We start from the raw sequence: 25,557 nt of genomic DNA on the forward strand, positions 1-25,557 counted from the left end.
CACGACGAGGCCCCCGACCGGTCCATCCGGTCGGGGGCCTCGTCGTGCCGGTGTCAGGGCAGCGGGGGCAGAGTGCCGTCCGCCTCGTAGGTGCCCATCATGTCGATGCGCCGCTGGTGGCGCGGGTCTCCGGAGAAGTCGGTGGTGAGGAAGACCTCGACCATGGCCCGCGCCTCCTCGATGCTGTGCATGCGCGCGCCGATGGACAGGACCTGCGCGTCGTTGTGCTCGCGCATGAGCCGCGCCAGGTCGGGGTTGTAGGCCAGCCCGGCCCGGATGCCGGCGACCTTGTTGGCCGCCATCTGCTCGCCGTTGCCGGACCCGCCGAGCACGATGCCGAGGGAGCCCTCCTCCTGAGCGACCGCCCGGGCCGCGCGCAGCACGAAGACCGGGTAGTCGTCCTGTGGGTCGTGGTCGAGGGGCCCGTGGTCGACGACCTCGTGACCCTGCTCGGCCAGCCATGTCACAAGGTCGCGCTGCAGCTCGTAGGCGGCGTGGTCACCGCCGATGTGCACCCTCATGTCCGCTCCTCCTCAGCTGAAGTCGGGACCCACGCTGCGGGTCCGCTTCATCTCGTAGAAGCCAGGGGTGCCCGCGACGAGCAGGCAGCCGTCCCAGAGGCGGCCGGCGGCCTCGCCCTTGGGGGCCGGGGTGACGACGGGTCCGAAGAAGGCAACGTCCTCGACCCGCACGACCGGGGTGCCCACGTCGTCGCCGACGAGGTCGATGGCCCGCTGGTGGCTGGCGCGCAGGGCCTCGTCGTGCTCCTCACTCGCCCCCGCCTGCGCCAGCGCCGGGTCCAGCCCGAGCTCGTCCAGGACCTCGGTGGTGATGGTGTCGAGGTCCTCGCTGCCGCGGCCCTCCAGGTGGATCCGCTGGCCGTAGGCGTCGTACATCCTCCGGCGCAGGACGTTGGCCTCGTCGTCGGGCAGGTCGGCCGTGGCGGCGACGATGGTCCGGACCGGGCCCCACGCGCGATCGAGCATCGCGCGGTAGCCCTCGTCCAGGTCGCGGCCCTCGTTGAGCACCGACAGGCTCATGACCGAGAAGGTGATCTCGAGGTCGCGCACCTCCGCCGTCTCGAGCAGCCAGCGGGAGGTCATCCACGCCCACGGGCACGCCGGGTCGAAGAACATCTCGGCGTGGGTGGTCCGACCTGTGACGGACTGGGCAGGGGACTCGTGATGCGTCATGCGACCATCGTGTCACGGCATACCCTGTCCTTCAGCCGCACCCGACGTTCGACGAGGAGACTCTGCATGCCCGGCACCAACCTGACCCGTGACGAGGCCGCCGCCCGCTCGGCGCTCGTCCGGACCGAGTCCTACGACGTGGTCCTGGACCTCACCCGCGGGGCGGAGACCTTCTCGACGCGCAGCACGGTGCGGTTCACCTGCTCCCGGCGGGGCGAGTCCACCTGGATCGACTTCGTGGGCCCGTCCGTGGAGCGGGTCGTGCTGAACGGCACCGAGCTCGACCCCGCCGAGGTCCTGGCCGACTCCCGGATCGCCCTGCCGGACCTCGCGGAGACCAACGAGCTGCTCGTCGAGGCGACCGGGGCCTACATGAACACCGGTGAGGGCCTGCACCGGTTCGTCGACCCGGCCGACGGCGAGGTCTACCTCTACACCCAGTTCGAGGTCCCGGACAGCCGGCGGATGTTCCCCGTCTTCGAGCAGCCCGACCTCAAGGCGACCTTCGCCTTCACCGTCACCGCACCCGCCCACTGGCAGGTCATCTCCAACGAGCCGACGCCGGAGCCCACGCCCGCGGACCAGGGGAACGACGCCGACGGTGCCGGCACGGCCACCTGGGCCTTCCCCGCGACCGCGCGGATCTCGTCCTACATCACGGCGCTGGTCGCCGGACCGTACGACGTCGTCCGCGACGCGGTGAGCACGCGCGCCGGCGAGGTGCCGCTGGCGGTCTACTGCCGCCGCAGCCTCACCCCCCACCTGGACGCGGACAACATCCTCGACGTGACGAAGAAGGGGTTCGCGTTCTTCGAGGAGGAGTTCGACTGCGCCTACCCCTTCACGAAGTACGACCAGATCTTCACGCCGGAGTACAACATGGGCGCGATGGAGAACGCCGGGTGCGTGACCATCGTGGAGAACTACGTCTTCCGGTCCAAGGTGACCGAGGCGATCGTCGAGCGGCGCGCCCTGACGATCCTGCACGAGCTGGCGCACATGTGGTTCGGCGACCTGGTGACGATGACGTGGTGGGACGACCTGTGGCTCAACGAGAGCTTCGCCGAGTGGGCCTCGACGACCGCACAGGCCGAGGCCACCGGCTGGACCGACGCGTGGACCACGTTCGGCACCGCCGAGAAGGCCTGGGCCTACCGGCAGGACCAGCTCTCCTCCACCCACCCCGTCGCCGCCGACATGGTCGACCTCGCCGCGGTCGAGGTGAACTTCGACGGCATCACCTACGCCAAGGGTGCCTCGGTGCTCAAGCAGCTCGTCGCCTACGTGGGCCGGGAGCCGTTCCGCGACGGGCTGCGCGCCTACTTCGCCAAGCACGCCTGGGGCAACACCACCCTGCGCGACCTGCTCGTGGAGCTGGAGGCGACCAGCGGGCGCGACCTGAGCTCGTGGAGCGAGGTCTGGCTGGAGACCGCCGGGGTCAACACGCTCGCGCCCGAGGTGGAGGTGGCGCAGGACGGCACCATCGCCGCGCTGTCCATCCGCCAGACCACGCCGCCCGAGCACCCCACCCAGCGCCCGCACCGGCTGGCCGTCGGGTGCTACGACCTCGTGGACGGCGCCCTGCGCCGCACCCACCGGGTCGAGCTCGACGTCGACGGGGAGCGCACCGAGGTGCCCGAGCTCGTCGGACGCCCGATGCCCGGGCTGCTGCTCGTCAACGACGACGACCTCGCCTACGCCAAGATCCGCCTCGACGAGCGCTCGCTCGCCACGGCGCTGGAGCACCTGCGCGCCTTCACCGAGTCGCTGCCGCGGGCCCTGGTGCTGGGTGCCGCGTGGGACATGACGCGGGACGGCGAGATGGCCGCGAGCGACTACGTGCGACTGGTCCTCACCGCGCTCCCGGGCGAGACCGACTCCACCCTGCTCCGGGTGCTCATCCAGCAGGTGAGCGCGGCTGCGCTGACCTACACCGCCCCGGAGCACCGCGAGGCCGTCGTCGCCGAGCTCACGGCGGGCCTGCGCGAGAGCACCCTCGCCGCCGAGGCGAGCAGCGACGCCCAGCTGCAGCTGGTGACGGCGTGGGCCTCCTTCGCCCGGTCCGAGGACGATCTCGCCCTGGTGCGGGGGCTGCTGTCCGGGGAGGAGAGGTTGGCCGGGCTGAGCGTCGACCAGGACATGCGCTGGACGTTGCTCACCGCCCTGGCGACGGCCGGCGCCGCCGGCGAGGAGGAGATCGCCGCCGAGCGAGAGCGCGACAACACCGCGACCGGCAACGAGAAGGCCGCGCGGGCGCGGGCCGCGGTGCCGACCGCGGAGGCCAAGGAGACCGCGTGGGTCGACGCCGTCGAGACGGCCGGCCTGTCCAACTCCGTGCTGGCGGCCATGGCGCTGGGCTTCGGGCGGGTGCACGACGAGGCGCTGCTGGCGCCCTACGTCGAGCGCTACCACGACGTGGTGTCCCGAGTGTGGGACGAGCGGACGCACCACATCGCCGAGTCGCTGGCGGTCGGGTTCTACCCGCTCGCCGTGGCCTCGCCCCAGCTGCTCGAGGCCAGCGAGACCTGGCTGCAGGCGCACCCCGACGCCTCGAACAGCCTGCGCCGCACGGTGGCCGAGAACCGCGACGCCGTCGCCCGCGCCCTGCGCGCCCAGTCCGCCGACGCCGGCGCCCGGACCCAGGCCTAGCCACAGACCTCAAGCCCCTTACCCCCCCCCCCCCCCCGCACCGGACGCGCGCCCAGGACGCACCGGACGCGTGGTCCGGCGACTCCGGACGCGTGTTCGGCGTCCTGACGGGCGCTGATCCACACCCCGGTCCGCAGCCGGTCTTCATCCACAGGATGGTCCGGAAGCCTGGTCGTGCCCCCGGTCGAGACAGATGCTGAGCGGCATGGACCTCGACTCCCTGCCCTCGGTCTTCAGTCGCCGGCTCGCACTCGATTCCGGTATGTCGTCCCACGAGCTCACCGAGCTGCTCCTGCTCGGTGAGATCGTGCGGGAGTCGAGGAGCTGGTTCCGCCGGCCCCGTGCCAGCCTCCAGCCCGATCAGGAGGAGTGGCAGCGGGTGCAGGGCGAGCACCTCGACCGACTGCGTCTTCAGCTGCAGCGCTTCCCCGGGCACGTGGCCAGTCATACCAGCGCCGCCCTGCTGCACGGGCTCGCCGTCACCGTCTCCCCCGACGCCCCGGTCGAGCTGACCGTCCTCGAGGGCGTGCAACGATCCCGGACACTGCCTGGCGTGATCCTGCACCACTGCGACTCCGCGGGCACGGAGGTGGCCGTCGTGGACGGGCTGCGCACCACGAACCTGCTCAGGACGGTCGCCGACACCGCGCGCACCCGCCGGCTACCGCACTCGACGGCACTGGTCGACGACGCCCTGCGGCGGGGCATGCTGACCACGTCCGACCTGCGCAGGCAGCTCGACCTGCAGAAGCGGTGGAGCGGACGCCCCAAGGCCGTCGCCGCGCTCGCGTTGTCCGACCCGCGGCGCGAGACCTGGCTGGAGTCGTTCTCCTTCGTCACGCTGCACGAGCGCGGGCTCCCGATCCCCCTCGCCCAGGTCGACATCCTCGACGACGACGGCACGTTCCTCGGCAGGACGGACGGGCTGCAGCCGGAGTCCGCGTCGTTCTACGAGGCGGACGGGCGTGGCAAGTACTTCCTCGACCAGTCCGAGACCGTCTCACCCGAGCAGTCGGTCCGTGGCCGCCTGGAGGCCGAGCAGCGCCGGCACGGTTCGCTCTGTGGGATCGGTCTGCGTGGGGTGCGCTGGACCAGCGACGAGATCGTCGGTGACCCGGAGTCGGTGGCGAGCCGCGCGAAGCAGGTGCTCGGACCCCCACCGTCACCAGTCCGTGGGTATGCCGTGTGGAACGGCGAGCGCCGTCGTCTTCCGTTCTCGGCGGAACGTCCGGCGGTCGACCTGGAGCAGATCTACGTCACCCGCGGCATGCGTGAGCGGGCACGCCGTACCTCCTGACACGAGGCACCGCCACCCTGTGCTGAGCGCGCGTCCGATGCGGCCTGAGCGCGTGTCCGGTGCGGTCTGACCGCGCGTCCGGTGCGGCCTGAGCGCGCGTCCGGTGCGGCCTGAGCGCGCGTCCGGTGCGGCCTGAGCGCGCGTCCGGTGCGCCCTGAACGCGCGTCCGGTGCGGCCCTACCGCGCGTCCGGTGCGACGGCGCGGGCGATACGGCGGGCGCTGCGCCAGGTGACGAGCTCGTCGAGCAGCACGGGCTGACCCTCCGGACCGGCGAGCGGCACCCGCCAGTTGGGGTACTCCTCGTCGGTGCCGGGCTGGTTGATGACGCGCTTGTCCCCCGCCAGGTCGCTGACGCTCACCCCGAGCAGCTTGGCCGGGGTCCGCGCGAGGAAGGCGTGCAGCGCCTCCACCTGCTCCGGCACGTCGGCGCTCTCGCGGAGCAGCCCGCGCCGTCGCAGGTCGGTGAGCACCTCCTCCCGCGAACGCGCCTCCTCCTCCTGCTCGACCTCGAGCGGACGGTCCAGCAGGCCCAGCCGCGAGCGCAGGTCGATGTGCACGCCCTCGAGGTAGCCGGCCGTCGGTGGCAGGTCGTGGGTGGTGACCGTCGCGAGGCACAGCTCGCGGTAGGCCTCCGGGTCCAGCAGGCTCCCGTCGCCGTCCCAGTCACGCTCGAACCACAGGATCGAGGTGCCCATGACCCCGCGCTCGCGCAGGTAGTCCCGCACCCACGGCTCCACAGTCCCCAGGTCCTCGCCTACGACGACGGCCCCGGCGCGGTGCGCCTCGAGGAGCAGGATGCCGATCATCGCCTCGTGGTCGTAGCGCACGTAGGTCCCCTGGAACGGCTCGGCGCCCTGCGGGATCCACCAGAGCCGGAACAGCCCGATCACGTGGTCCACGCGCAGCCCGCCGCTGTCGCGCAGGGCGGCCCGCACCATCTCGCGGTAGGGGCCGTAGCCCAGCTCGGCGAGCTTGTCCGGACGCCACGGCGGCTGCGACCAGTCCTGCCCCAGCTGGTTGTACTGGTCGGCCGGCGCCCCGACCGTCACCCCCCGCGCGAGGGCGTCACCCAGCCCCCAGGCGTCGGCACCGTCCGGGTGCACCCCGACGGCGAGGTCGGAGATGACGCCCAGCGACATCCCGGTGTCCAGCAGGTCGCGCTGCACCCGCGCCAGCTGCTCGTCGAGCACCCACTGCAGCCAGCAGTGGAACTCGACCTCGTCGGCGTGCTGCTGCCGGTATGCCTCGACCGCCTCTCCCCGGGCGTCCTGGAGCTCGGTCGGCCACTGCCGCCAGAAGGTCCCGTGCTCCTGGCTGACGGCGCACCACGTGGCGAAGTCCACGAGCCCCTGACCCTCGCGCTCGACGTAGGCCTCGAAGGCCCGCGAGCGGCGCAGCGAGCGCGGCTGCCGGAAGACCAGGCGCAGCGCGGCCTCCTTGGCCGCCCACACGGGGTCCCGCTCGATCACGTCGAGGGCGAGGTAGCGCTGGGCGTCGTCGGCGTGCCACTCGACGAGCTGGCGCTGCGCGGCGGACAGGTAGGCGACCTCCGGCACGTCCTCCACCCGGATGTAGAGGGGGTTGACGAAGCGCCGGCTGGTCGGGAGGTAGGGCGAGGGCTCCATCTCCCCGACCGGCTCCGCCGCGTGCAGCGGGTTGACCAGGACGAAGTCGGCGCCCAGGCCGGCGGCCCAGGCCCCCGCGTCCCCGAGGTCCGCGAGGTCACCGATCCCCCAGGAGCCGCTCGACCGCATGGCGTACAGCTGGGTCATGAGTCCCCAGGCGCGGGCCCCGTCCTCCCCCAGCCCGGCGGGCAGCCCGAGGGTGGGCGGCGTCACGACGAGCGACATCCGGGCCTGCTCACCGCCGGCCGAGACGGCCACCTCGTGCCAGCCGAGCGGCAGGTCGGTGGGCACGTCGAGCAGCACCCGACGCAGCCGGCGACCGGCGACCTCGCGCTCCTCCTCCTGCTCACCGGACTGCATACCCAGGGACCGCTCGTGGCCGTCCTCGGTCCGCAGCGTCGCCGTCGGCGTCGTCCCCGCCTCGTGGTGCACCGGCACGACCGGGTCCACCCCCTGCGCGACCACGACGACCGGCGGGAGCAGCCGGCGCCACTCCCGCTCCTGCACCAGGGCCAGCTCGCGCTCGACGAAGTCGCCCTCGACGTCCACCCCCAGGGCCTGCAGCACGGCCACGACCGTCTCCTCCGGGACCCTGGCGTGCCGCCCCTGCCAGTCCCAGAACTCGGTCGCGATGCCGTAGACGTCCGCCAGCTGGGCGAGGGCGGGGGTGCGCTGCGTCACGAGGGTGGAACCTTTCGCGGGTGGACGGTCGCCCCCAGTCTCTCAGGAGAGCAGCCCCGACCCTAGCGCCGCGTCGGGGCGTCGTGCACCACGGGCGGGGATGCACGCCTCACGCCGTGGGACCCGGACAATGGGAGGTATGCCGAATCTCGATGTGCCCTTCGACTCCTGGGCGTCGACCGTGGACTGGTTGCTCGGCGCGCCGCTGCGGATCGTCCTCATCCTGGTCTTCGCGGTCGTCGCCCGCTGGGCGGCGCACCGCGCCATCAAGGGGGTGGTCGAGCGGGCAGCGACCCGCGCCGACGACCACGAGCGCTCGTCGCTGGAGCGGGTCTTCGACTCGGCGGCCGGGGTGCGGCGCGAGCGGCGCCGCCAGCGCGCGCTGACCATGGGGTCGCTGCTGCGCAGCATCGCGACCTTCACCATCGCCACGGTCGCGCTGCTGACGATCATGGCCGAGCTCGGTATGCCGCTCGCCCCCCTGCTGACCAGCGCCGGCATCGGTGGCGTCGCGCTCGGCTTCGGCGCCCAGTCGCTGGTCAAGGACTTCCTGTCCGGTGTCTTCATGATCATCGAGGACCAGTACGGCGTGGGTGACTTCATCGACACCGGCGAGGCGGTCGGCACCGTCGAGGAGGTCAGCCTGCGGGTCACCCGGCTGCGCGACGCGAGCGGCGTGGTGTGGTTCATCCGCAACGGCGAGATCATCCGCATCGGCAACAAGAGCCAGGGCTGGGCGATGGCGACGATCGACATCCCGGTCGCCTACGACGAGGACCCGGCGCAGGTCATCCCCATGCTCCGCGAGGTCACGGCCCAGGTGTACGCCGACCCGGAGTGGTCGACGAAGCTGCTCGAGGAGCCCACGGTGGCCGGCGTCGAGTCGGTGTCCGGCGGCACGATGACGCTGCGCATCTTCGCCAAGTGCCGGCCCGGGGAGCAGTGGGGCGTGCCCCGCGTCATCCGCGAGCGCGCCAAGGAGCGCTTCGACACCGAGGGCGTCCGCGGCCCGCGCATCACCCCCTTCGGCGACGCCCAGGCCTGAGGCCGTGCAGGCCGGTGTCGGCCCAGCCACGCACGTGAACGCCTGAGCCGGTCCGGCCGGGCGTGTCGTCGGCCCCACCGTTCACGTGAACGCCTGGGCCGGTCCGGCCGGGCGTGTCGTCGGCCCCACCGTTCACGTGAACGCCTGAGCCGGTCCGGCCGGGCATGTCGGGGGCAGAGGGTGGCCCGGCGGTCGGGGAGAGCCCCCGCTACGGGTTTGGCACGATGGGTCGATGGCAGGGGCGCCGGAGGAACGTCACGACCAGGGTGACCTGGTCGGTGAGCACGGTGCCCGGCTGCACCACCTGGCGGCTGTGCTCACCGGGACCACCGACGGCGCGACGCGGCTGACGGCGCGGACCCTGGCCGCCGCCGGCCCGGGTGCCGGGTGGCGCGAGCTGCGGGCGGCCCTGGTCCGCGCCCACCTGCGCACCGCCCCCAGACGCACCGAGCGCATGCTGCCGGGTGGGGTCCGGGACGCCGGCGACGTGCTGGAACGGCTGCGTCCGCGCGAGCGGGCGGTCGCCGCGCTGCGCCTCGTCGAAGGGGCCAGCACGGCCGACACGGCCGAGGCCTTGCGGCTGCCGGCGGACAAGGTCGCGCGTCTGCTGCCCACCACGCCGGGGCTGGGCACCGCGCTCCAGGCGGTCGGGGACCGCTACGCCCTCCACGGCTCCGACCTGGCCGCGGCTCTCGAGCCGGCCGTCGCGCAGGCGCCGTCGGAGCCACCCGGCGGCGACCGTCGGCGGTGGTGGTGGGTGGCCGCCGCAGTCGTGCCGGTGGCCCTGCTGGTCGGGTACGCGCTCTCCGTCGACCGCGACGAGCCCGCCGGGCCGGACGAGGCGGCACCGTCGGGTCCGGGGGTCGTCCAGGTCGGTGCGGTGGACCTCGGCGAGGCGGGCTTCGAGCTGGACGAGGACGGCGAGCCGCCGCGCGGCGCGGCGGGGCTGACCAGGATGGAGACCCTGGAGCTGACCCCCGGAGGGAGCGCCGACCTCGCCCTCAACACCGTCGACGCACGCTTCGGCGGCCAGGTCGCCTCCTTCGCCGTCCTGTGGTGCGACATGCCACCCGCCGACGACCCCGCCCTGGACAGCCCGGTCGGCGAGATCACGGTCGAGGGGTCCACGCTCACCCTGCCCTGCGCCGGCACCGCAGGCGAACCGGCCGTCGGTCTCGACCACCTGGTCGCCCTGCCGGCGAGCGGCGAGGCCGAGGTGCGCGTCACCGGTGACCTGCCGCCCGACGGCGGTGCCGTGCTGGGGGTCTACGCGCAGACCGACGACATGGCGGTGGAGCCGTTCCCTGACGGCGACCTGACCGCAGGACCGCCCGTCCCGGAGGACGCCGTCGTCGTCGACGAGGCCGGGGCGGTCATGCCCTTCGACCCGGGCGATCGGCTCGTGCAGCCGGTCGAGCTCTCGCCCACCAGCACCATCCGGGTGTGGTCCGGACGGACGGGTGCGGTGTCAGTACTCGTCGACGGCATACCGGTGACCGACGACGGCGACCTCGAGTGGTGGGCCACCGGGGAGGCCGACTGGCGGGAGCAGCAGCCGGACATCCGCGAGGGCCGGTGGATGGTCTACGTCCCGGGGTCGACCCGGGAGTTCACCATCCCCGACGACGTGGTCCCGCCGAACGGCCGACGGCCCGCCGTCGTCGAGGTCGTGACGGAGAGCACCGAGCACGTCCAGGTCGTGGCGACCCAGGCCGTCCCGGGCGAGGCGGCCCGCGAGCCGGTGCCGCAGGGGGACGGCGGCGAGGCACCTGAGCTGATCTCGGGACACCGTCTGCTTGGCGCCTGGGAGCTGCCGATGGACGGGCTGGAGCGCGAGCTCCTGGACCCTCCGGACGGTGCGGGTGTCGCCTGGGCGTTGCTCGGCGCCGCCCCGGGTGAGGGTCGAGGGCCGTTGGCTTTCTTCGGTGGGGGCATCCTGCATGCAGGTCAGACGGTCATGCCCGTATGGCCGACGCAGGACCCCTCCGAGGTCTCCTTCACGTTCCAGGAGTCGTTCACAGGGTGGTTCGAGACATCGAACGGTCGACTGACCGAGGCCGACCAGCCGCCTGCGGGGGTGCCTCTGCTGGCAAGCGCCCAGGCGTCCCCCGGGCATCCGTCGAGCTGGCTCCTGGCCTACGAGCAGGTTCCCTACGAGGAGTTCGACTTCGCGGCGGCGCAGGTCCCCGCGACCAGCTGGCCGGTGGGTGAGGAACCGGCGCAGCGTCTGCTCGGCTCCACCTCCCCCATCGCCACGGTGGCCGGCGACGACCTCGACGAGGACGGCCGGACCACCGTCGAGGTGCCGACCGGCGTGCTCGGGGCCCGCATCACGACCGAGGGCCCAGGTCGCATCCGGTTCCAGGTCGACGGGGAGCCGGTCGAGCTGCTCGACGGGACTGACGGCTGGTGGTCCAGCTGGACCGACCGGGACGTGGTGTCCGAGACCCAGCTGTCCTACGGGGCCTACAGCATCACCGGCGACCTCGAGCTCACCATCACCGTCGAGGACTACGAGGACGTGCGGATCGAGCTGCTGCGCAGCTGACCCTCCCTCAGCCGTCCTGCGACAGCACCAGGGCGGCGTAGGGACCGACGGTGACCAGGGCGCTGTCCGCGCGGCCGTCCCAGGGACGCGGCTCGGTGTCGGTGTCGTGGGCGTGCACGGCCCCCAGCCCCGGCCCGAAGGACGGCGCGTCGGTGTTGCAGCGCACCCGCCAGCGGCCGGCGCGCGGCATGCCGAGGCGCACGTCGTGCCGCGGGTGGGTGGTGAGGTTGACGACGACCACGACGTCGTCGCCCGCGCCGCCCCGGTCCCACCGGTGGTAGGCGAGGAGGCCGTCGTCGGCGCGCAGGATCGCGGTATGCCGTCCCCGAAGCCCCCGCGTCGTGCCGGAGGCGTTGCGGCGCAGCAGGACGAGCTGCCGGACCAGGTGCAGGAAGCCGGCCCGGTGGTGGGCCTTGGACCAGTCGACCGGCCGGGTGTCGGTGAACCACCCGTCCTCGAGCACGTCCTGGCCCTGGAAGAGCATGGGGATGCCGGGGGAGGTCAGCGTGAGGACCAGCCCGAGGGCGGAGCGGGTGCGGGCGTGCCAGGAGTCGGCGTGCCCGGGGGTGATCTGCTCCGGCACGCGCGCCCGGCCGTTGGCGACCTCGTCGTGGGACTCGGTGTAGACCACCCGCTCGTGCACCGGGCCCCCTCCGCCGACCACGGCGGCCGCCACCGCCCGCACGTCCCGGTGCACATCGTCAGGGGCCTCGAGCGCGGCCCGGACCGTGTGCACGAAGCCGGCGTCCCACTGGCTGTGGAAGCCCAGGCCTCCCTCCTGCGGCGGCCGCGTCACCGCGGGGTCGCGCTGCATGTCCTCGGCGACGAGCAGCTTCCACGGCTGTCGCGAGCGCAGGTCGGCGGTGAGCGAGGCGAGGTAGCGGTCACCGGCCGAGATGTGGTGGGCGGGGTCGCGCACGTCGCCCCACCGTGAGCGCACGAAGTTGGTGCCGTCGAAGCGCAGCCCGTCGACCCGGAAGTCCTCGAGCCACATGACCGCCGAGTCGCGCAGGAAGTTGCGGACCGCCTTGCGGTCGTAGTTCGGCCTCGTCGCCCCCCACGGGGTGAGCGCGCGGCGGTCGTTGTAGAAGTAGGCCCCGCCGTAGCGGCGCCGGCCGGCCGCCCCGTCGAAGCGCCACAGGTGCGGGCCGTCCGGTCCCAGGTGGTTGTGCACCACGTCGAGGATCACCGCGATGCCCCGGGCGTGGGCCTCCCGCACGAACCGCGCGAAGGCGTGCGGCCCGCCGTAGCTGGACTCGACGGCATACAGCTGGGAGGGGTTGTAGCCCCAGCTCGTCGCGGAGGCGAACTCGAAGGGCGGCATCACCTCGACGGCGCTCACCCCGAGCCACGCCAGGTGGCCCAGGCGCCCCACGGCGGTGTCGAAGGTGCCCGGCCCCTCCCCCGTGGCGGCGAAGGTCGGCACGTGCAGCTCGTAGACGACGAGGTCGTCCCACCCCGGGGCCCGGAAGTGCTCCTCGCCCCAGTCGAGGTGCCGCGGGTCGAAGACCACCGAGGCGCCCCGGGCCCCGGTCACCTGCCGCGCGCACGGGTCCTGACGCGAGAGGTAGGGCCCGCCGCGGCGCACGAGGAAGCGGTAGTGGCTGCCCGGCCCCGCGCCCGGCACGAAGGCCGACCACGTGCCGGAGCGGTGGTGGTCCTTCGCCAGGACGGTGCGGCGCCGCGCGTCCCAGCCGCAGAAGTCCCCCACCACCGCGACCTGCCGGGCCTGCGGCGCCCAGACGCGGAAGGTCACGCCGTCGTCGTGGGGCACCGCACCCATACCGGGGTGGGACGAGGACCTGGCTGGCACGGCCCCGAGCGTAGGGGCCGGGGCCGACAGCGCCCCAATCGCCGAGGTGGGCGGCACGTCCCGGGCCACCGCGCGGGTTTGGCACCATGGAGACGTGAACCAGCCCTCCCCCGACACCCCCACCACCGTCTACGAGCGCGTCGGCGGGCACCAGACCTTCGTCGACCTCGTGCATGCCTTCTACCAGGGCGTGCGGCAGGACCCGCCGCTGCGCGACCTCTACCCCGAGGAGGACCTCGGGCCGGCCGAGGTGCGGCTGCGGATGTTCCTCGAGCAGTACTGGGGCGGCCCCACGACCTACTCCGACCAGCGCGGCCACCCCCGGCTGCGGATGCGCCACCACCCGTTCCGGGTCACCCCCGCCCAGCGGGACCGCTGGCTGCACCACATGAACGCCGCGCTGGACACCGTGGCCGACCGGATGGACACGCTGGACGAGCAGCAGATGCGGGCCTACATGGCGCACGCCGCGCAGGCCATGGTCAACACCCTCGAGGAGGACTGACCGCCGCGCGATTTGCGCGCCCCAGGGAGGCGCGGCATACCGTAGCCCCTCGTGACTCACCCCCCTTCCGCGCACGACGCGCCCTGGTGGCGCCATGCCGTCATCTACCAGGTCTACCCCCGCAGCTTCGCCGACGCGACCGGCGACGGGGTGGGTGACCTCCCGGGCATCACCTCCCGGCTGCCCTACCTCGCCGGGCTGGGGGTGGACGCGGTCTGGATCAGCCCCTTCTACCGCTCCCCCATGGCCGACGCGGGGTATGACGTGGCGGACTACCGCGACGTCGACCCGGTCTTCGGCACGCTCGAGGACGCCGACGCGCTGCTGCAGCGAGCGCACGACCTCGGCATCCGGGTGATCGTCGACCTCGTGCCCAACCACACCAGCGACGAGCACGCGTGGTTCGAGCAGGCGCTCGCCGCGGCCCCGGGCAGCGCCGAGCGCGAGCGCTACGTCTTCCGGGACGGGCGCGGGGACGGCAGCGAGCCGCCGAACAACTGGAAGAGCATCTTCGGCGGCATCGCCTGGACCCGGGTCATCGAGCCCGACGGGACCCCCGGCCAGTGGTACCTCCACCTCTTCGACAGCAAGCAGCCCGACCTCAACTGGCGCAACCCCGAGGTCGTCGAGGAGTTCCACGACATCCTGCGCTTCTGGCTCGACCGCGGGGTCGACGGCTTCCGGGTCGACGTCGCCCACTCCCTGGTCAAGGACGCCGCGCTGCCCGACTGGGAGGCGCGGGCCGTCATGGCCGGAGCCGACGACGAGCCGGTCGTGCACGGTGACCTCGGCCCGATGTGGGACCAGGAGGAGGTGCACGAGATCTACCGCGGCTGGCGGGAGGTGCTGGACTCCTACAACCCCGAGGGCGACCCGCAGCGCGACCGCATCCTGTGCGCCGAGGCGTGGCTGCCCACGCAGGAGCGGACCATGGCCTACGTCCGCCCGGACGAGATGCACCAGGCCTTCAACTTCCACTACCTGCAGGCGCCGTGGCGCGCGGCCGACCAGCAGCGGATCGTCGAGACCTCGCTCGAGGCGGCCGAGGCGGTGGGCGCGCCCACCACGTGGGTGCTGTCCAACCACGACGTGGTGCGCCACGCCTCGCGGCTCGGGCTGCCGGTCGGGCAGCCGCGGCCCAACGGCATCGCCGCCGGCGACCCGCAGCCCAACGCCGTCCTCGGGCTGCGGCGGGCACGGGCCGCGACCGCGATGATGCTGGCGCTGCCCGGGTCCGCCTACCTCTACAACGGCGAGGAGCTCGGGCTGCCCGACCACACCGCCCTGCCCGCCCACGTCCGGGCCGACCCGGCCTTCCACCGCACGCAGGGCGAGGAGACCGGGCGCGACGGCTGCCGGGTCCCGATGCCGTGGGTCGCCGGGGAGCCGTCCTTCGGGTTCGGCGCTCCGGACGACGTCGACACCTGGCTGCCGCAGCCGCTGCTCTACGGGTCCCTGTCCGCGGACCGGCAGGAGGGGGTGGCCGGCTCGACGCTGGAGCTCTACCGCACGCTGCTGCGCCTGCGCCGCGAGCACGACCTCGGCGTCGGCGGGCTGGAGTGGCTCACCGCGCTGGAGGGTATGCCGCTGCCCGAGGGCGTCGTCGCGTTCACCAACGCCCGTGAGGACGGTCCGGTGGTCACCGTGCTGACGAACTTCGGCGAGGTGCCGGTGGTGCTGCCCGAGGGGCGCGAGGTGCTCGTCGCCAGCGGTCGCCTGCACCGCGACGGTGACGGGCGGCGCACGCTGCACCAGGACTGCACCGTCTGGCTCGGCTGACCCGAGGCTAGGGTCGGGCCAGGCGCACGATCGGCCTGCTCTGCGGGATGAGCTGGGAGTCCAGCGCGGAGTACTACCGCCTCCTCAACGAGGGCGTCCGCGAGCGGCTCGGCGGCCTGCACTCCGCGCGCGTCGTCCTCGCCTCCCTGGACTTCGCCGAGGTGGAGGCCCTGCAGGTGGCCGGCGACTGGGAGCGGCCGGGCGGCTGCTGGCCCGGCACGCCAGCGGGCTGGAGGCCGCCGGCGCCGACCTCGTGCTCCTCTGCACCAACACCATGCACAAGGTGGCGGACGAGGTCCAGGCGGCGATCGGCATACCCCTGCTGCACCTGGCCGACGCCACCGCGGCGGCGGTGCGGGCGGCCGGGCTGGGCCGGGTCGGGCTGCTCGGCACCGCCTTCACCATGGAGCAGTCGTTCTACACCGGCCGGCTGGCCGACCACGGCCTGGAGGTGCTCGTGCCCGACGCGGCCGGCCGCGAGCTGGTGCACCGGGTCATCTACGACGAGCTGTGCCGCGGCGTCGTGCGGGAGGAGTCCCGGGAGGCGTACCGGCGGGTCGTCGACGACCTGGTGCAGCGGGGCGCAGGGCGTCGTCCTCGGCTGCACCGAGATCGAGCTGCTCCTGGCGCCGGACGACGTCGACGTCTCGACCTTCCCCACCACCCGGCTGCACGTCGAGGCCGCCCTGGAGGCGGCGCTCGCGGTGCCACCGACCTGAGGACCCTCAGCCCGCCTGGTCGGCACCCGGCTCCCGGGCCACCTCGACCTCGGTGATGCGCAGCCCCTCCAGGGCGAGCACGGTGAGCCGGACCCCCTCGACCTCGACGGTGTCGCCCTCCTCGGCGACCCGGCCGAGGCGGTCCAGCACCAGGCCGGCGACCGTCTCGTAGGACCCGTGCGGCAGGGGCGTGCCGAGGACGTCCTCGAGCTCCTCGACGATGAGGCTGCCGGGGACGACGGTGCGGCCGCCGGCCACGACCAGCGAGTCCTCGGGGTCCCGCTCGGTGTCGTACTCGTCGTAGATCTCCCCCACCACCTCCTCGACGAGGTCCTCGATGGTGACGATCCCCTCGGTGCCGCCGTGCTCGTCCACCACGAGCGCGAGGTGCTGCTGCTCGGCGCGCAGGAGGGACAGGGTCGCGAGCACCGGCTTGGTCACCGGCAGCGCGACCACCTCGCGGGTCAGGTCGCCGACCCGCCGCTGCCCGCGCTCGGCGTCCGGCAGGGTGAGGAGGTCGCGGATGTGCACGAAGCCGAGGACGTCGTCCACCCCGCGGCCGGTCACCGGGTAGCGGCTGTGGCTGCTGGTGCGGACCGCCTCCAGGACGTCCCGGACGCGGGCGTCGGCGGCGAGGAACTCCACGTCCGGTCGGGGCCGCAGCACGTCACCCAGGGTCCGCTCGCCGGCCCGGAAGACGTCGGAGAGGATCTCGCGGCTGTAGGGACGCAGGTCGCGGTTGTCCTCGACGGTGCGCCGCAGCTCCTCGATGGTCATCTCCTCCCTGGCCGCGCCCGGGTCGCCGCCGAGCAGCCGGACCATGAGGTTGGTGGAGGCGGAGAGGAAGAAGATGACCGGCCGCAGCAGGGTCGCGAAGATGCCCAGCGGGGGCGCCAGCACCCGGGTGAAGCCGGCCGAGCGCTGCATCGCCAGGCGTTTGGGGGTGAGCTCGCCCAGGACGAGCGACAGGTAGGCGATGACCAGCGTCATGGCGACCAGCGCCACCGGGTCGGCGACGGAGGGCGGCATACCGAAGCCTTGCAGCCAGGCCGACACCGAGGGCGCGATCGTCGCGCCGCCGAACGCCGAGGAGAAGAAGCCGGCCACGGTGACACCGACCTGGACCGCGGAGAGGAAGGTGTTGGGGTCGCGGACGAGCGCGGCGATCCGCCTGCCCCGAGGCCCGGAGCGCTCGATCTCGTCGACCTGGGAGGGCCGCAGCGACACGATGGCCATCTCGGTGGCGGCGAAGACGCCGCCGACGAGGACGAAGAGCAGGACCAGCGCGATGTTGGTCAGGAGGGCGGCGTCCATGCGGTCAGGGTATGCCGGTCCTCGCCCGCGCCGGCGTCGTCACCGCGGCGCCGTCGTCAGTCCTGCGCGGGAGCCCGGTCAGCGCCCCCGGCCAGCGCGTCGAGCTCGCGGGGCAGCTCGCGCATGCCGACGAGCGGGGAGACCAGGACCGGGAGCGCCGCGAGGACGGACAGGGTGGCCAGGCCCCAGAGGGTCGGCACCAGGCCGAGCTGCTGGCCGGCCACGCCGCCGAGGAAGGCCCCGATCGGCATGGGGCCCCAGACGAGGAAGCGGATGGAGGCGTTCATCCGGCCCAGCAGCGGCTTGGGGCACAGCCGCTGGCGGAAGCTCACCTGGGCGATGTTGTAGACCACGACGCCCCAGGAGATGAGCAGGTTGCCGACCAGCAGGGTCGGCACGGCCGGCAGGACCGAGGCGAGCGGCACGGTGAGCATCGCCAGGCCGGAGAGCACGGCGGCGATGGGGATGGCGCGGCCCTCACCCACCCACCGGCCGAACCAGCCGGAGGTGACCGCACCGAGCAGACCGCCGACCGCCCCCAGCGACAGGACCAGCCCCAGGGTGGTCTCGGCGAGGTCGAGGGTGGTGAGGGCATACAGGACGAAGAGGGCGAAGACGCCCGAGGAGGCGAGGTTGCTCAGGCCGGTGCAGGCCACGATGCGGCGCAGCAGCGGGTGGGAGAGCACGAAGGACAGACCCTCGCGGATCTCGGTGACCAGGGGACGGCGGGCGGCGGGGTCGGGCGCCTGCTCCCGGTGCCGGATGCGGCTCACGAAGAGCGAGGACAGGCCCATGCAGACGCTGGTCACCGCGATGGTCAGCGGGGAGCCGAGCAGCCGCACCATGGCGGCGGCCGCCGCGGGCCCGACGACCATGGCGGTCTGCTGGCTGGCCTGCAGCTTGCCGTTGCCGTCCGAGATCTGCTCGCCCTCGACCAGCTCGGGCAGGTAGGACTGGTTGGCCACGTCGAAGAAGACGGTGATGACCCCGACCCCCACGGCGACGACGTAGAGCTGGGTCATCGTCAGGACGTCCAGCAGCCAGGCGGCCGGCAGGGTGAGCAGGAGCAGCGCCCGTCCGATGTCACCGAGGACGAGCACGGTCCTCTTGCGCCAGCGGTCCACCCAGGCGCCCGCCGGCAGCCCGATGAGCAGGAAGGCCAGCGACTCCAGGGTCGCCAGCAGCCCCATCTGGAAGGCGTCGGCACCCAGCAGCTGCACGGCCATGAGCGGCATCGCGAACCCGACGAACTGCGCGCCGAAGACCGACACCGTGTCGCCCATCCAGAGCTGACGGAAGTCGTGGTGGCGCCAGAGGCTGGCGGGGCGCGAGGTGGTCACGGGATCGATCCTGCGCCAAGTGATTGAGTTCTGTCAATCACTTTGCCAGGATGGGGGTATGCACCACGACCCGTCATCGTCCCAGCCCGGGACGGGCGACCCGCACGACGGCGGGTTCGAGGCCAGCGACGCCGAGGCCCGGGCGCTGGCCTCGGGGGTGCGGCTGCGCATCCTGCGCCTGGCGCTGGACCAGCCGCTGACCAACCGCGAGCTCGCCGACGCCCTGGGCCTCAACCCGGCGACGGTCCTGCACCACGTGCGCACCCTGGTCGACACCGGCTTCCTCGAGGCGCTGGAGCCCCGCCGAGGCCGCCGCGGCGCCCGCGAGATCCCCTACCGCGCCACCGGCCGCTCCTGGTACGCCCGCACCCCCGTCACCACCAAGGGCATGCTGGACGCCTTCGTCGCGGAGATCGCCGAGGTGCCGGCCGACCGCGCGGACGTCACCATGACCCGGCTCGGGCTGCGCCTGCCCCCGGAGCAGCTCGAGGAGTTCCGGACCCGGCTGGCCGAGCTCGTCGACGAGTTCCACGACCGGGCCCGCGACCCCGCCGCCGAGCCGTGGTCGCTCTTCCTCGCGCTGCACCCGGACAGGAGTGCCCTGCCCGGCACGGCGCGGGAGGACCGGGCCGGCCCGGAGGGCGCCGACGCGCAGGGCTGGTGACGACGGAGCTCCCGGACCAGGGGGCGGGCCGCACCACGGCACCACGTCACCGGCGCTGCCCCACCGCCTCCTCAGGGACGCAGCACCACGTGGCCGACGGCGGTGGAGACCCGCAGCCACGACCCGTTGCGGTGCACCGCGACCTGCTCGTCCCCCGGCCGCAGGAAGCCGAGGGCGTGGACGGCGAGGCCCGCCCCGGCCGGCACCTCGGTGCCCTCGACGGGCCGCTCCCAGACCCGCGCCCGCAGCGCCTCGACCGCCGCGGAGCCGGACCCCTCCGGGGCACCGGTGGCGACCTCGGCGATCCCCGAGCGCGCGGCCGCGACCAGCTGCCCGGCCGGTATGCCGCCGCGCGGCTCCCAGCCCCCGCGCGGCGGGGACTGCGCGGCCCACGGCGGGGCGAGGGTGGTCGGGGGGACGGGCAGCGTCGTCGAGCTGTCCCCGTTCGCCGCCCGCCGCGCGAACCGGTCGGTCAGCCCCGCGAGGGGCACGGTGACGTCCCACGGCTCGCCGCCCGGCGCGAGCGCCATGGTCCGCAGCCCGAGGGTCAGCCCGCTGCGCAGCAGCCCGGACCCGGGCAGGACGCAGACCCACGCCGCGAGGACGCCGCCGGCCGCCTGCAGCCGGATCGCCCCGTCCTCGTCGAGCCGCGCCGCCCGGCGCACCAGGGTGGCCAGGTCGGCGACCGACTCGCCGTCGGCCAGGGACAGGCTCGGCGTCCCGGTCACCGCGACCCCCGGCCGCGCCCGGCGTCCCCGCGCAGCACCGGCGGCGGCCCGGTCACGGCGGCGAGCGCCTCGCGCTCCTCCGCGCCCAGCCGCCGCGGCCGCTGCTCGCGCAGGTCGTAGGCGACGAGGCTGACCCGGCCACGGGCGTAGACGGTGTCGTCGCCGACCGGGCCGGCCACGGCATACCCCAGCTCGAAGGAGGCGCCACCGACCCCGCCGCACCACACCGCCACGCGCGCCGGGGCGTACGCGAAGGACATCGGCAGGAGGTAGTCGATGGCCTGGGACACCACGAGCATGCCCTCGTCGATGAGGTCGCGGCCCTGCCCGAACCACGCCTTGAACGCGTAGACGCGCGCCTCCTCGAAGAGCCGGAGGTACTGGACGTTGTTGACGTGCGCGTAGGCGTCCAGGTCGGACCAGCGGACGGTGATGTCGAAGGTCGAGGCGACCTCGGGGACGTCGGGCAGGGAGAAGCTCATGCCGCCATTGTGTCTGCCGCCGCGCCGCTCGGGCGAAGCCCCACCGGCAGCGGTAGGTTGGGCTCAGCACCAGCACCACGCAGCGGGAGGAGGCTCCGTGACCGGGTCGGCCCAGCCGCGGGCGGCGCGCCCCACGGTGGCGCTCTTCGCGACCTGCTTCAACGACACGATGTGGCCGCAGGCTCCCCGCGCGGTCGTCACCCTGCTGGAGCGGCTCGGTTGCCGGGTGGTCTTCCCGCGCGAGCAGACGTGCTGCGGGCAGATGTTCACCAACACCGGGTACGCCGACGAGGCCACCCCCCTCGTGCGCCGCTTCGTCGACGTCTTCGCCGGCGCGGACCACGTGGTCTCGCCGAGCGGCTCGTGCGTCGGGTCGGTCCGCGAGCAGCACGCCGTGCTGGCCCGCCGGGCCGGCGACCCCGGGCTGGAGCGCGAGGTGCGCGCGCTCGCACCTCGGGTGCTGGAGCTGTCCGAGCTGCTCGTCGACGTCCTCGGCGTCACCGACGTCGGCGCCTACTACCCGCACCGGGTGACCTACCACCCCACCTGCCACAGCCTGCGGATGCTCGGGGTCGGCGACAAACCGCTGCGGCTGCTGCGCGCGGTCCGGGGCATCGACCTCGTGGACCTGCCCGCCGCGCAGGAGTGCTGCGGCTTCGGCGGGACCTTCGCCCTGAAGAACGCCGACACCTCGATCGCCATGGGCGCGGACAAGGCGCGGCACGTGCGGGAGACGGGGGCGGAGGTCGTGGTGGCCGGCGACAACTCCTGCCTCGCGCACATCGGCGGGGTGCTGGACCGGCAGCGCTCCGGGGTCCGCACGGTGCACCTGGCGCAGGTGCTCGCCTCGACGCAGGAGGTGCCGGCATGACCGACCTCCCGGCGCAGGACACCTCCCCCACCTTCCTCGGTATGCCGTCGTTCCAGCGCGCGGCGAAGGTCGCCCTCGGCGACACGCAGCAGCGGCGCAACCTGGCGCACGCGACGGCGACCATCCGGGCCAAGCGGGCGGGCGCCGTCGCCGAGGTCGAGGGGTGGGAGGAGCTGCGCGTGGCCGGGGCGGGCGCCAAGGACGAGGCCCTGCACCACCTGCCCCACTACCTCGAGCAGCTGGAGGCCGCCCTCACCGCCCGCGGCGCCACGGTGCACTGGGCCCGGGACGCCGCCGAGGCCAACCAGGTCGTGGTCGACCTGGCGAAGGCGAAGGGCACCGACGAGGTGGTCAAGGTCAAGTCCATGGCCACCCAGGAGATCGAGCTCAACGAGGCGCTCGAGGAGGCCGGCATCGCGGCCTGGGAGACCGACCTCGCCGAGCTCATCGTGCAGCTCGGCGAGGACCGGCCGAGCCACATCCTCGTGCCCGCCATCCACCGCAACCGGGCCGAGATCCGGGACATCTTCGCGCGGCGCATGGGCGCGGTGGGGCGGCCCGCGCCGGCCGACCTCACCGACGAGCCGGCCCGGCTGGCGGAGGCGGCGCGGCTGCACCTGCGGGAGAAGTTCCTCCGGGCCAGGGTCGCGGTCACCGGCGCCAACTTCGCCATCGCCGACACCGGGACGCTGGTCGTCGTGGAGTCCGAGGGCAACGGGCGCATGTGCCTCACCCTGCCCGAGACGCTCATCACCGTGGTCGGGATCGAGAAGGTGCTGCCGACCTTCGCCGACCTCGCCACCATGCTGCAGCTGCTGCCCCGCTCCAGCACCGGCGAGCGGATGAACCCCTACACCTCGATGTGGACCGGCGTGACCCCCGGGGACGGACCGCAGGAGGTCCACGTCGTGCTGCTCGACAACGGCCGGAGCCGGGTGCTGGCCGACGAGGCGGGCCGGGAGGCGCTGCGGTGCATCCGCTGCTCGGCCTGCCTCAACGTGTGCCCGGTCTACGAGCGGGCGGGCGGGCACGCCTACGGCTCGGTCTACCCCGGCCCCATCGGGGCCGTGCTCAACCCGCTGCTGCGCGGCACCTCCTCGGAGGTCGACCAGAGCCTGCCCTACGCCAGCAGCCTGTGCGGCGCCTGCTTCGAGGCCTGCCCCGTGCGCATCGACATCCCCTCGCTCCTCGTGCGGCTGCGCACCCAGGTCGTCGACGAGGCCTCTGGGCGGTCGGCCGAGGCGGCGTCGATGAAGGCCGCCGCCTGGATGTTCGGCGACCACCGGCGTTTGGAGGCCGCCCAGCGGGCGGCCACCCTGGGCGGCCGGCTGCTCGGCGACCGCACGATCCGCTCGTTGCCCGGGCTCGGCGCCTGGACCCAGGCCCGCGACCTCCCCACCCCGCCCACGGAGACCTTCCGGCAGTGGTGGGCGCGGACGCACGGCGACGACGAGGGTGACCTCGACGACGCCCGCGGCCAGCCGGTCGTCGAGGAGCAGGACCTCGGCGGTGCGGGGCCGCATACCCGGCAGGAGGGGTCGTGAGCAGCCGCGAGGAGATCCTGGCCCGCCTGCGCCTCGCGACGGCGGACGTCACCTCGCGGCCCGGGGAGCGCGGCCCGGTGCCGGTCATCGCCGCGAGCGCCGCGGCGGCGCAGGACACCCTGGAGCTGTTCGTCGCGACCGTGACTGACTACCGCGCCAGCGTCGTGCGGTGCACGCCGCAGCAGGTCGGGGCCGAGGTGGCGGCAGCGCTGGTGCGCGCGCGGGCGCACACCGTCCTCATCCCGCCCGGGCTCGACACCTCCTGGGTGGCGCGGGCGCGGGACGCCGGCCTGCGGCTGCGGACCGACGAGGTCGAGGACGGCGGCCCGCTCACCGCGCACGAGCTGGACGGGATCGACGCCGTGGTCACCGGGGCGCGGGTGGCCGTCGCCACGACCGGCACCATCGTCCTGGACCACGCCCCCGACCAGGGCCGGCGCGCGCTCACCCTCGTGCCGGACCAGCACGTCTGCGTCGTCCGCGCCGACCAGGTGGTGCACGACGTGCCCGACGCGGTGGCGCTGCTCGACCCGGCGCGCCCCCTGACCTGGGTCAGCGGCCCCAGCGCCACCAGCGACATCGAGCTGGACCGCGTCGAGGGCGTGCACGGCCCCCGCACCCTCGACGTCATCGTCGTCTGCTGAGCCACCGCACGCCCGCACAACCGCACGCCCGCACAACCGCATACCCAGCACGCCCCGCACACCCGCACCCGCTCCATACAGAACCTGAGCAGAGAAACCCTCCTCAGGCAGGGGGTACAGGGCCTGCTCCGGAGGTCTTTCTCTGCTCAGGTCGCGGGACCACCGGGTATGCCTGCCCCGCCCGGGTCACTCCCCGCGCAGCACGTCCACGTGCACGTGGTCGAGGTGGCGCAGGACCGGGTCGTCGGAGCCACCCGGCGCGCGGTAGTCCTGCCAACCCCGGGCGGACCCCCGCACGCCCCAGTAGTGGTCGTCGAAGATGACGTACTGCACGGTCAGCTCGTCGGCGTGGGCCACCAACCACTGGCTCAGCACCCACCCGTCGTCGAGGCTGTCCTCGGTCACCGGCCGGAAGAAGTAGTCCACCGCACGGCCCTCGTAGTGCGTCGACTCCTCACCGTGCCCGGAGTCCACGCCCCCGGGGGCGAACCCGCCGACGGGGAGCTCACCCACCTCGGTGCGCACCGCGTCGAGCACCGCCTGCGCCCGCGGCGTCAGCCCGGACGACGTCTCCGCCTCGACGGCCGGCTCGGCCACCGGCACCCGGCAGGTCAGGGCCGTGTCGGCGCGCGCGGCGAGCACGGCCTCGACGACCCCCTCGGGCAGCTCCGGCACCGCGGCACCCCCGCCCGCACCCGGCCCACCCAGCGAGCGGGCCGCCTCCGCGGTGGCCGCCCGCGCGTGGTCCCGCTCCAGCGGCACCCGCTGCCCGTCGACCACGACCCCGCAGGGCGCCCCCGCCGCCGCCACCCAGGCACCGACCGACCGCATGAGCGGCTGCGCCAGCACCGCGCCCACCAGGGCAGCGAGGAGGACGAGCACGACGACGACCCCACGCCGCGACCCGCCGCGAGCGGGCGCGGGGGTCGGGCGCTGCGGCATACCCCATGGTCCCAGGCGCGGCTGACCCCGACCTGGGCGCGGGCCGTGACGACGCACCGGGTGCCCGCGCGTAGCGTGAGCTCCATGACCGATGCCTACTACGCCCAGGACGTCCCCGAGACCCACCGGCCCTACGTCGCGGCCCCCGACCGGCACCAGAAGCTGGACTACCGCCGCGTCGGGGACAGCGGGCTGCTGCTGCCGCCGCTCTCGCTCGGCCTCTGGTACAACTTCGGCGACAACCGCCCGTTCGACACCCAGCGGGCCATCCTGCGGCGCTCCTTCGACGAGGGCATCACCCACTTCGACCTCGCCAACAACTACGGCCCGCCCTACGGCTCCGCCGAGGAGAACTTCGGGCGGATGATGCGCACCGACTTCGCTCCCTACCGTCACGAGATGGTGCTCTCCACCAAGGCGGGCTGGGACATGTGGCCCGGCCCCTACGGCATGCTCGGCTCGCGGAAGTACCTCCTGGCGAGCCTCGAGGAGTCGCTGCAGCGCATGTGCGTCGACCACGTCGACATCTTCTACTCCCACCGCGCGGACGAGGGGACGCCCGTCGCCGAGACCGTGGGGGCGCTCGACACCGCGGTCCGCCAGGGCAAGGCGCTGTATGCCGGCATCTCCAGCTACTCCCCGGAGCGCACCGCCGAGGCGGTCGCCGTGGCCAGGGAGCTGGGCACCCCGCTCGTCATCCACCAGCCGGCCTACAACATGCTCAACCGCTGGGTCGAGGACGGCCTGCTCGAGGCGCTGCCGGGGCACGGCATGGGCTCGATCGGCTTCACCGCGCTGGCCCAGGGCCTGCTCACCGACAAGTACCTCGACCGCGACGACGCCGAGCGGGCGACCGCCCGGCCCTCCTTCGACGCCAGCGTGCTCACCGACGCCAACCGGGAGCGGCTGCGCGGGCTGGCGGAGGTCGCCGAGGGGCGGGGCCAGAGCCTGGCGCAGATGGCGCTGTCCTGGGCCATCCGCCCCGGCGGGGTGACGTCCACGCTCATCGGGGTGTCGAGCATCGAGCAGCTCGAGGACAACCTCGCCGCCGCCCACCGCACCGACTTCACCGACGACGAGCTGGCCGAGATCGACCGGCTCTCCGGTCACACCGAGGGCGTGGACATCTGGGCGCCGTCCGCGCAGATCGAGTGAGTCACTAGGCTGCGTGGT

21 protein-coding genes are annotated in these 25,557 nt (G+C 73.8%); 12 read left to right on the forward strand and 9 right to left on the reverse strand.

Annotated features, from left to right (window positions below; all coding sequences use genetic code 11):
* Nucleotides 1-53: 53 nt before the first annotated feature.
* Both AVL62_RS05680 and AVL62_RS05685 read right to left on the reverse strand, forming a co-directional pair.
* Entirely contained in the window at nt 54-521 is a 468-nt protein-coding gene (locus tag AVL62_RS05680; RefSeq protein WP_058890698.1) for a ribose-5-phosphate isomerase, read from the reverse strand.
* A gap of 12 nt (nt 522-533) precedes the next feature.
* A complete protein-coding gene (locus AVL62_RS05685; RefSeq protein ID WP_201023210.1) occupies nt 534-1,193 on the reverse strand; it encodes a disulfide bond formation protein DsbA in 660 nt (219 codons plus the stop codon).
* Nucleotides 1,194-1,259: 66 nt separating this feature from the next.
* Between AVL62_RS05685 and pepN the strand changes: the two genes are divergently transcribed.
* Both pepN and AVL62_RS05695 read left to right on the forward strand, forming a co-directional pair.
* Nucleotides 1,260-3,842: an aminopeptidase N gene (gene pepN / locus AVL62_RS05690; RefSeq protein WP_058890699.1), complete on the forward strand. Its 2,583-nt coding sequence runs from the start codon at nt 1,260-1,262 to the stop codon at nt 3,840-3,842.
* Between the two features lie 205 nt (nt 3,843-4,047).
* Nucleotides 4,048-5,139, forward strand: a complete 1,092-nt coding sequence (locus tag AVL62_RS05695) for a hypothetical protein (RefSeq protein WP_153011686.1) — start codon at nt 4,048-4,050, stop codon at nt 5,137-5,139.
* A gap of 177 nt (nt 5,140-5,316) precedes the next feature.
* Here AVL62_RS05695 and malQ read toward each other — a convergent pair whose 3' ends face one another.
* Complete coding sequence (gene malQ, locus AVL62_RS05700) at nt 5,317-7,446, reverse strand: 4-alpha-glucanotransferase (RefSeq protein ID WP_058890701.1); 2,130 nt, start codon at nt 7,444-7,446, stop codon at nt 5,317-5,319.
* Between the two features lie 139 nt (nt 7,447-7,585).
* On the opposite strand from malQ, the gene AVL62_RS05705 reads away from it, so the two are divergent.
* Together AVL62_RS05705 and AVL62_RS05710 are read left to right on the forward strand one after the other, a co-directional pair.
* Nucleotides 7,586-8,491 carry a mechanosensitive ion channel family protein gene (locus AVL62_RS05705; RefSeq protein ID WP_058890702.1) on the forward strand — a complete coding sequence of 302 codons (906 nt, stop codon included), beginning with the start codon at nt 7,586-7,588 and terminating at the stop codon, nt 8,489-8,491.
* Between the two features lie 232 nt (nt 8,492-8,723).
* On the forward strand, nt 8,724-11,039 hold the full coding sequence (locus tag AVL62_RS05710; protein ID WP_058890703.1) for a hypothetical protein: 2,316 nt from the start codon (nt 8,724-8,726) through the stop codon (nt 11,037-11,039).
* Nucleotides 11,040-11,046: 7 nt separating this feature from the next.
* Here AVL62_RS05710 and AVL62_RS05715 read toward each other — a convergent pair whose 3' ends face one another.
* Nucleotides 11,047-12,852, reverse strand: a complete 1,806-nt coding sequence (locus AVL62_RS05715) for an alpha-amylase family glycosyl hydrolase (RefSeq protein WP_235585567.1) — start codon at nt 12,850-12,852, stop codon at nt 11,047-11,049.
* A 94-nt stretch (nt 12,853-12,946) separates the two neighbouring features.
* On the opposite strand from AVL62_RS05715, the gene AVL62_RS05720 reads away from it, so the two are divergent.
* The 3 genes from AVL62_RS05720 (at nt 12,947) to AVL62_RS05730 (ending at nt 15,911) form a co-directional block, all read left to right on the forward strand.
* Entirely contained in the window at nt 12,947-13,357 is a 411-nt protein-coding gene (locus AVL62_RS05720; RefSeq protein ID WP_058890705.1) for a globin, read from the forward strand.
* A gap of 51 nt (nt 13,358-13,408) precedes the next feature.
* Entirely contained in the window at nt 13,409-15,136 is a 1,728-nt protein-coding gene (locus tag AVL62_RS05725; protein ID WP_058890706.1) for a glycoside hydrolase family 13 protein, read from the forward strand.
* Nucleotides 15,137-15,389: 253 nt separating this feature from the next.
* Entirely contained in the window at nt 15,390-15,911 is a 522-nt protein-coding gene (locus tag AVL62_RS05730) for an aspartate/glutamate racemase family protein (RefSeq protein WP_058890707.1), read from the forward strand.
* Here AVL62_RS05730 and AVL62_RS05735 read toward each other — a convergent pair.
* A complete protein-coding gene (locus tag AVL62_RS05735) occupies nt 15,862-17,169 on the reverse strand; it encodes a hemolysin family protein (protein ID WP_058890708.1) in 1,308 nt (435 codons plus the stop codon). The two genes, AVL62_RS05730 and AVL62_RS05735, sit on opposite strands and share 50 nt — an antisense overlap.
* 56 nt (nt 17,170-17,225) lie before the next feature.
* Nucleotides 17,226-18,509: an MFS transporter gene (locus AVL62_RS05740; RefSeq protein WP_058890709.1), complete on the reverse strand. Its 1,284-nt coding sequence runs from the start codon at nt 18,507-18,509 to the stop codon at nt 17,226-17,228.
* A 58-nt stretch (nt 18,510-18,567) separates the two neighbouring features.
* Here AVL62_RS05740 and AVL62_RS05745 point away from each other — a divergent pair, with 58 nt between their 5' ends.
* Nucleotides 18,568-19,173, forward strand: a complete 606-nt coding sequence (locus tag AVL62_RS05745) for a winged helix-turn-helix domain-containing protein (protein ID WP_058890710.1) — start codon at nt 18,568-18,570, stop codon at nt 19,171-19,173.
* Between the two features lie 71 nt (nt 19,174-19,244).
* On the opposite strand, the gene AVL62_RS05750 is transcribed toward AVL62_RS05745, so the two are convergent.
* Both AVL62_RS05750 and AVL62_RS05755 read right to left on the reverse strand, forming a co-directional pair.
* Nucleotides 19,245-19,901, reverse strand: coding sequence for a hypothetical protein (locus tag AVL62_RS05750; RefSeq protein WP_058890711.1), 657 nt, complete (start codon nt 19,899-19,901; stop codon nt 19,245-19,247).
* Complete coding sequence (locus AVL62_RS05755) at nt 19,898-20,383, reverse strand: acyl-CoA thioesterase (RefSeq protein ID WP_058890712.1); 486 nt, start codon at nt 20,381-20,383, stop codon at nt 19,898-19,900. Before AVL62_RS05755 ends, AVL62_RS05750 begins: the two co-directional genes overlap by 4 nt.
* 97 nt (nt 20,384-20,480) lie before the next feature.
* On the opposite strand from AVL62_RS05755, the gene AVL62_RS05760 reads away from it, so the two are divergent.
* From AVL62_RS05760 to AVL62_RS05770, 3 genes are read left to right on the forward strand one after another with little or no spacing between them, the layout of a single operon-like run.
* Complete coding sequence (locus AVL62_RS05760; RefSeq protein WP_083518735.1) at nt 20,481-21,254, forward strand: (Fe-S)-binding protein; 774 nt, start codon at nt 20,481-20,483, stop codon at nt 21,252-21,254.
* A complete protein-coding gene (locus AVL62_RS05765) occupies nt 21,251-22,798 on the forward strand; it encodes a LutB/LldF family L-lactate oxidation iron-sulfur protein (RefSeq protein ID WP_083518736.1) in 1,548 nt (515 codons plus the stop codon). Before AVL62_RS05760 ends, AVL62_RS05765 begins: the two co-directional genes overlap by 4 nt.
* Nucleotides 22,795-23,442 carry a LutC/YkgG family protein gene (locus AVL62_RS05770; RefSeq protein WP_058890713.1) on the forward strand — a complete coding sequence of 216 codons (648 nt, stop codon included), beginning with the start codon at nt 22,795-22,797 and terminating at the stop codon, nt 23,440-23,442. The genes AVL62_RS05765 and AVL62_RS05770 overlap by 4 nt, the downstream gene beginning before the upstream one ends.
* 186 nt (nt 23,443-23,628) lie before the next feature.
* Here AVL62_RS05770 and AVL62_RS05775 read toward each other — a convergent pair whose 3' ends face one another.
* Nucleotides 23,629-24,384, reverse strand: coding sequence for a hypothetical protein (locus AVL62_RS05775; RefSeq protein WP_058890714.1), 756 nt, complete (start codon nt 24,382-24,384; stop codon nt 23,629-23,631).
* An 84-nt stretch (nt 24,385-24,468) separates the two neighbouring features.
* Between AVL62_RS05775 and AVL62_RS05780 the strand changes: the two genes are divergently transcribed.
* Nucleotides 24,469-25,539 (forward strand): aldo/keto reductase, encoded by a 1,071-nt coding sequence (locus tag AVL62_RS05780; RefSeq protein ID WP_058890715.1) that lies wholly within the window; start codon nt 24,469-24,471, stop codon nt 25,537-25,539.
* Nucleotides 25,540-25,557 lie beyond the last annotated feature (18 nt).

The organism is Serinicoccus chungangensis, from assembly GCF_001483745.1.
Taxonomy (GTDB): Bacteria; Actinomycetota; Actinomycetes; order Actinomycetales; family Dermatophilaceae; genus Ornithinicoccus; species Ornithinicoccus chungangensis_A.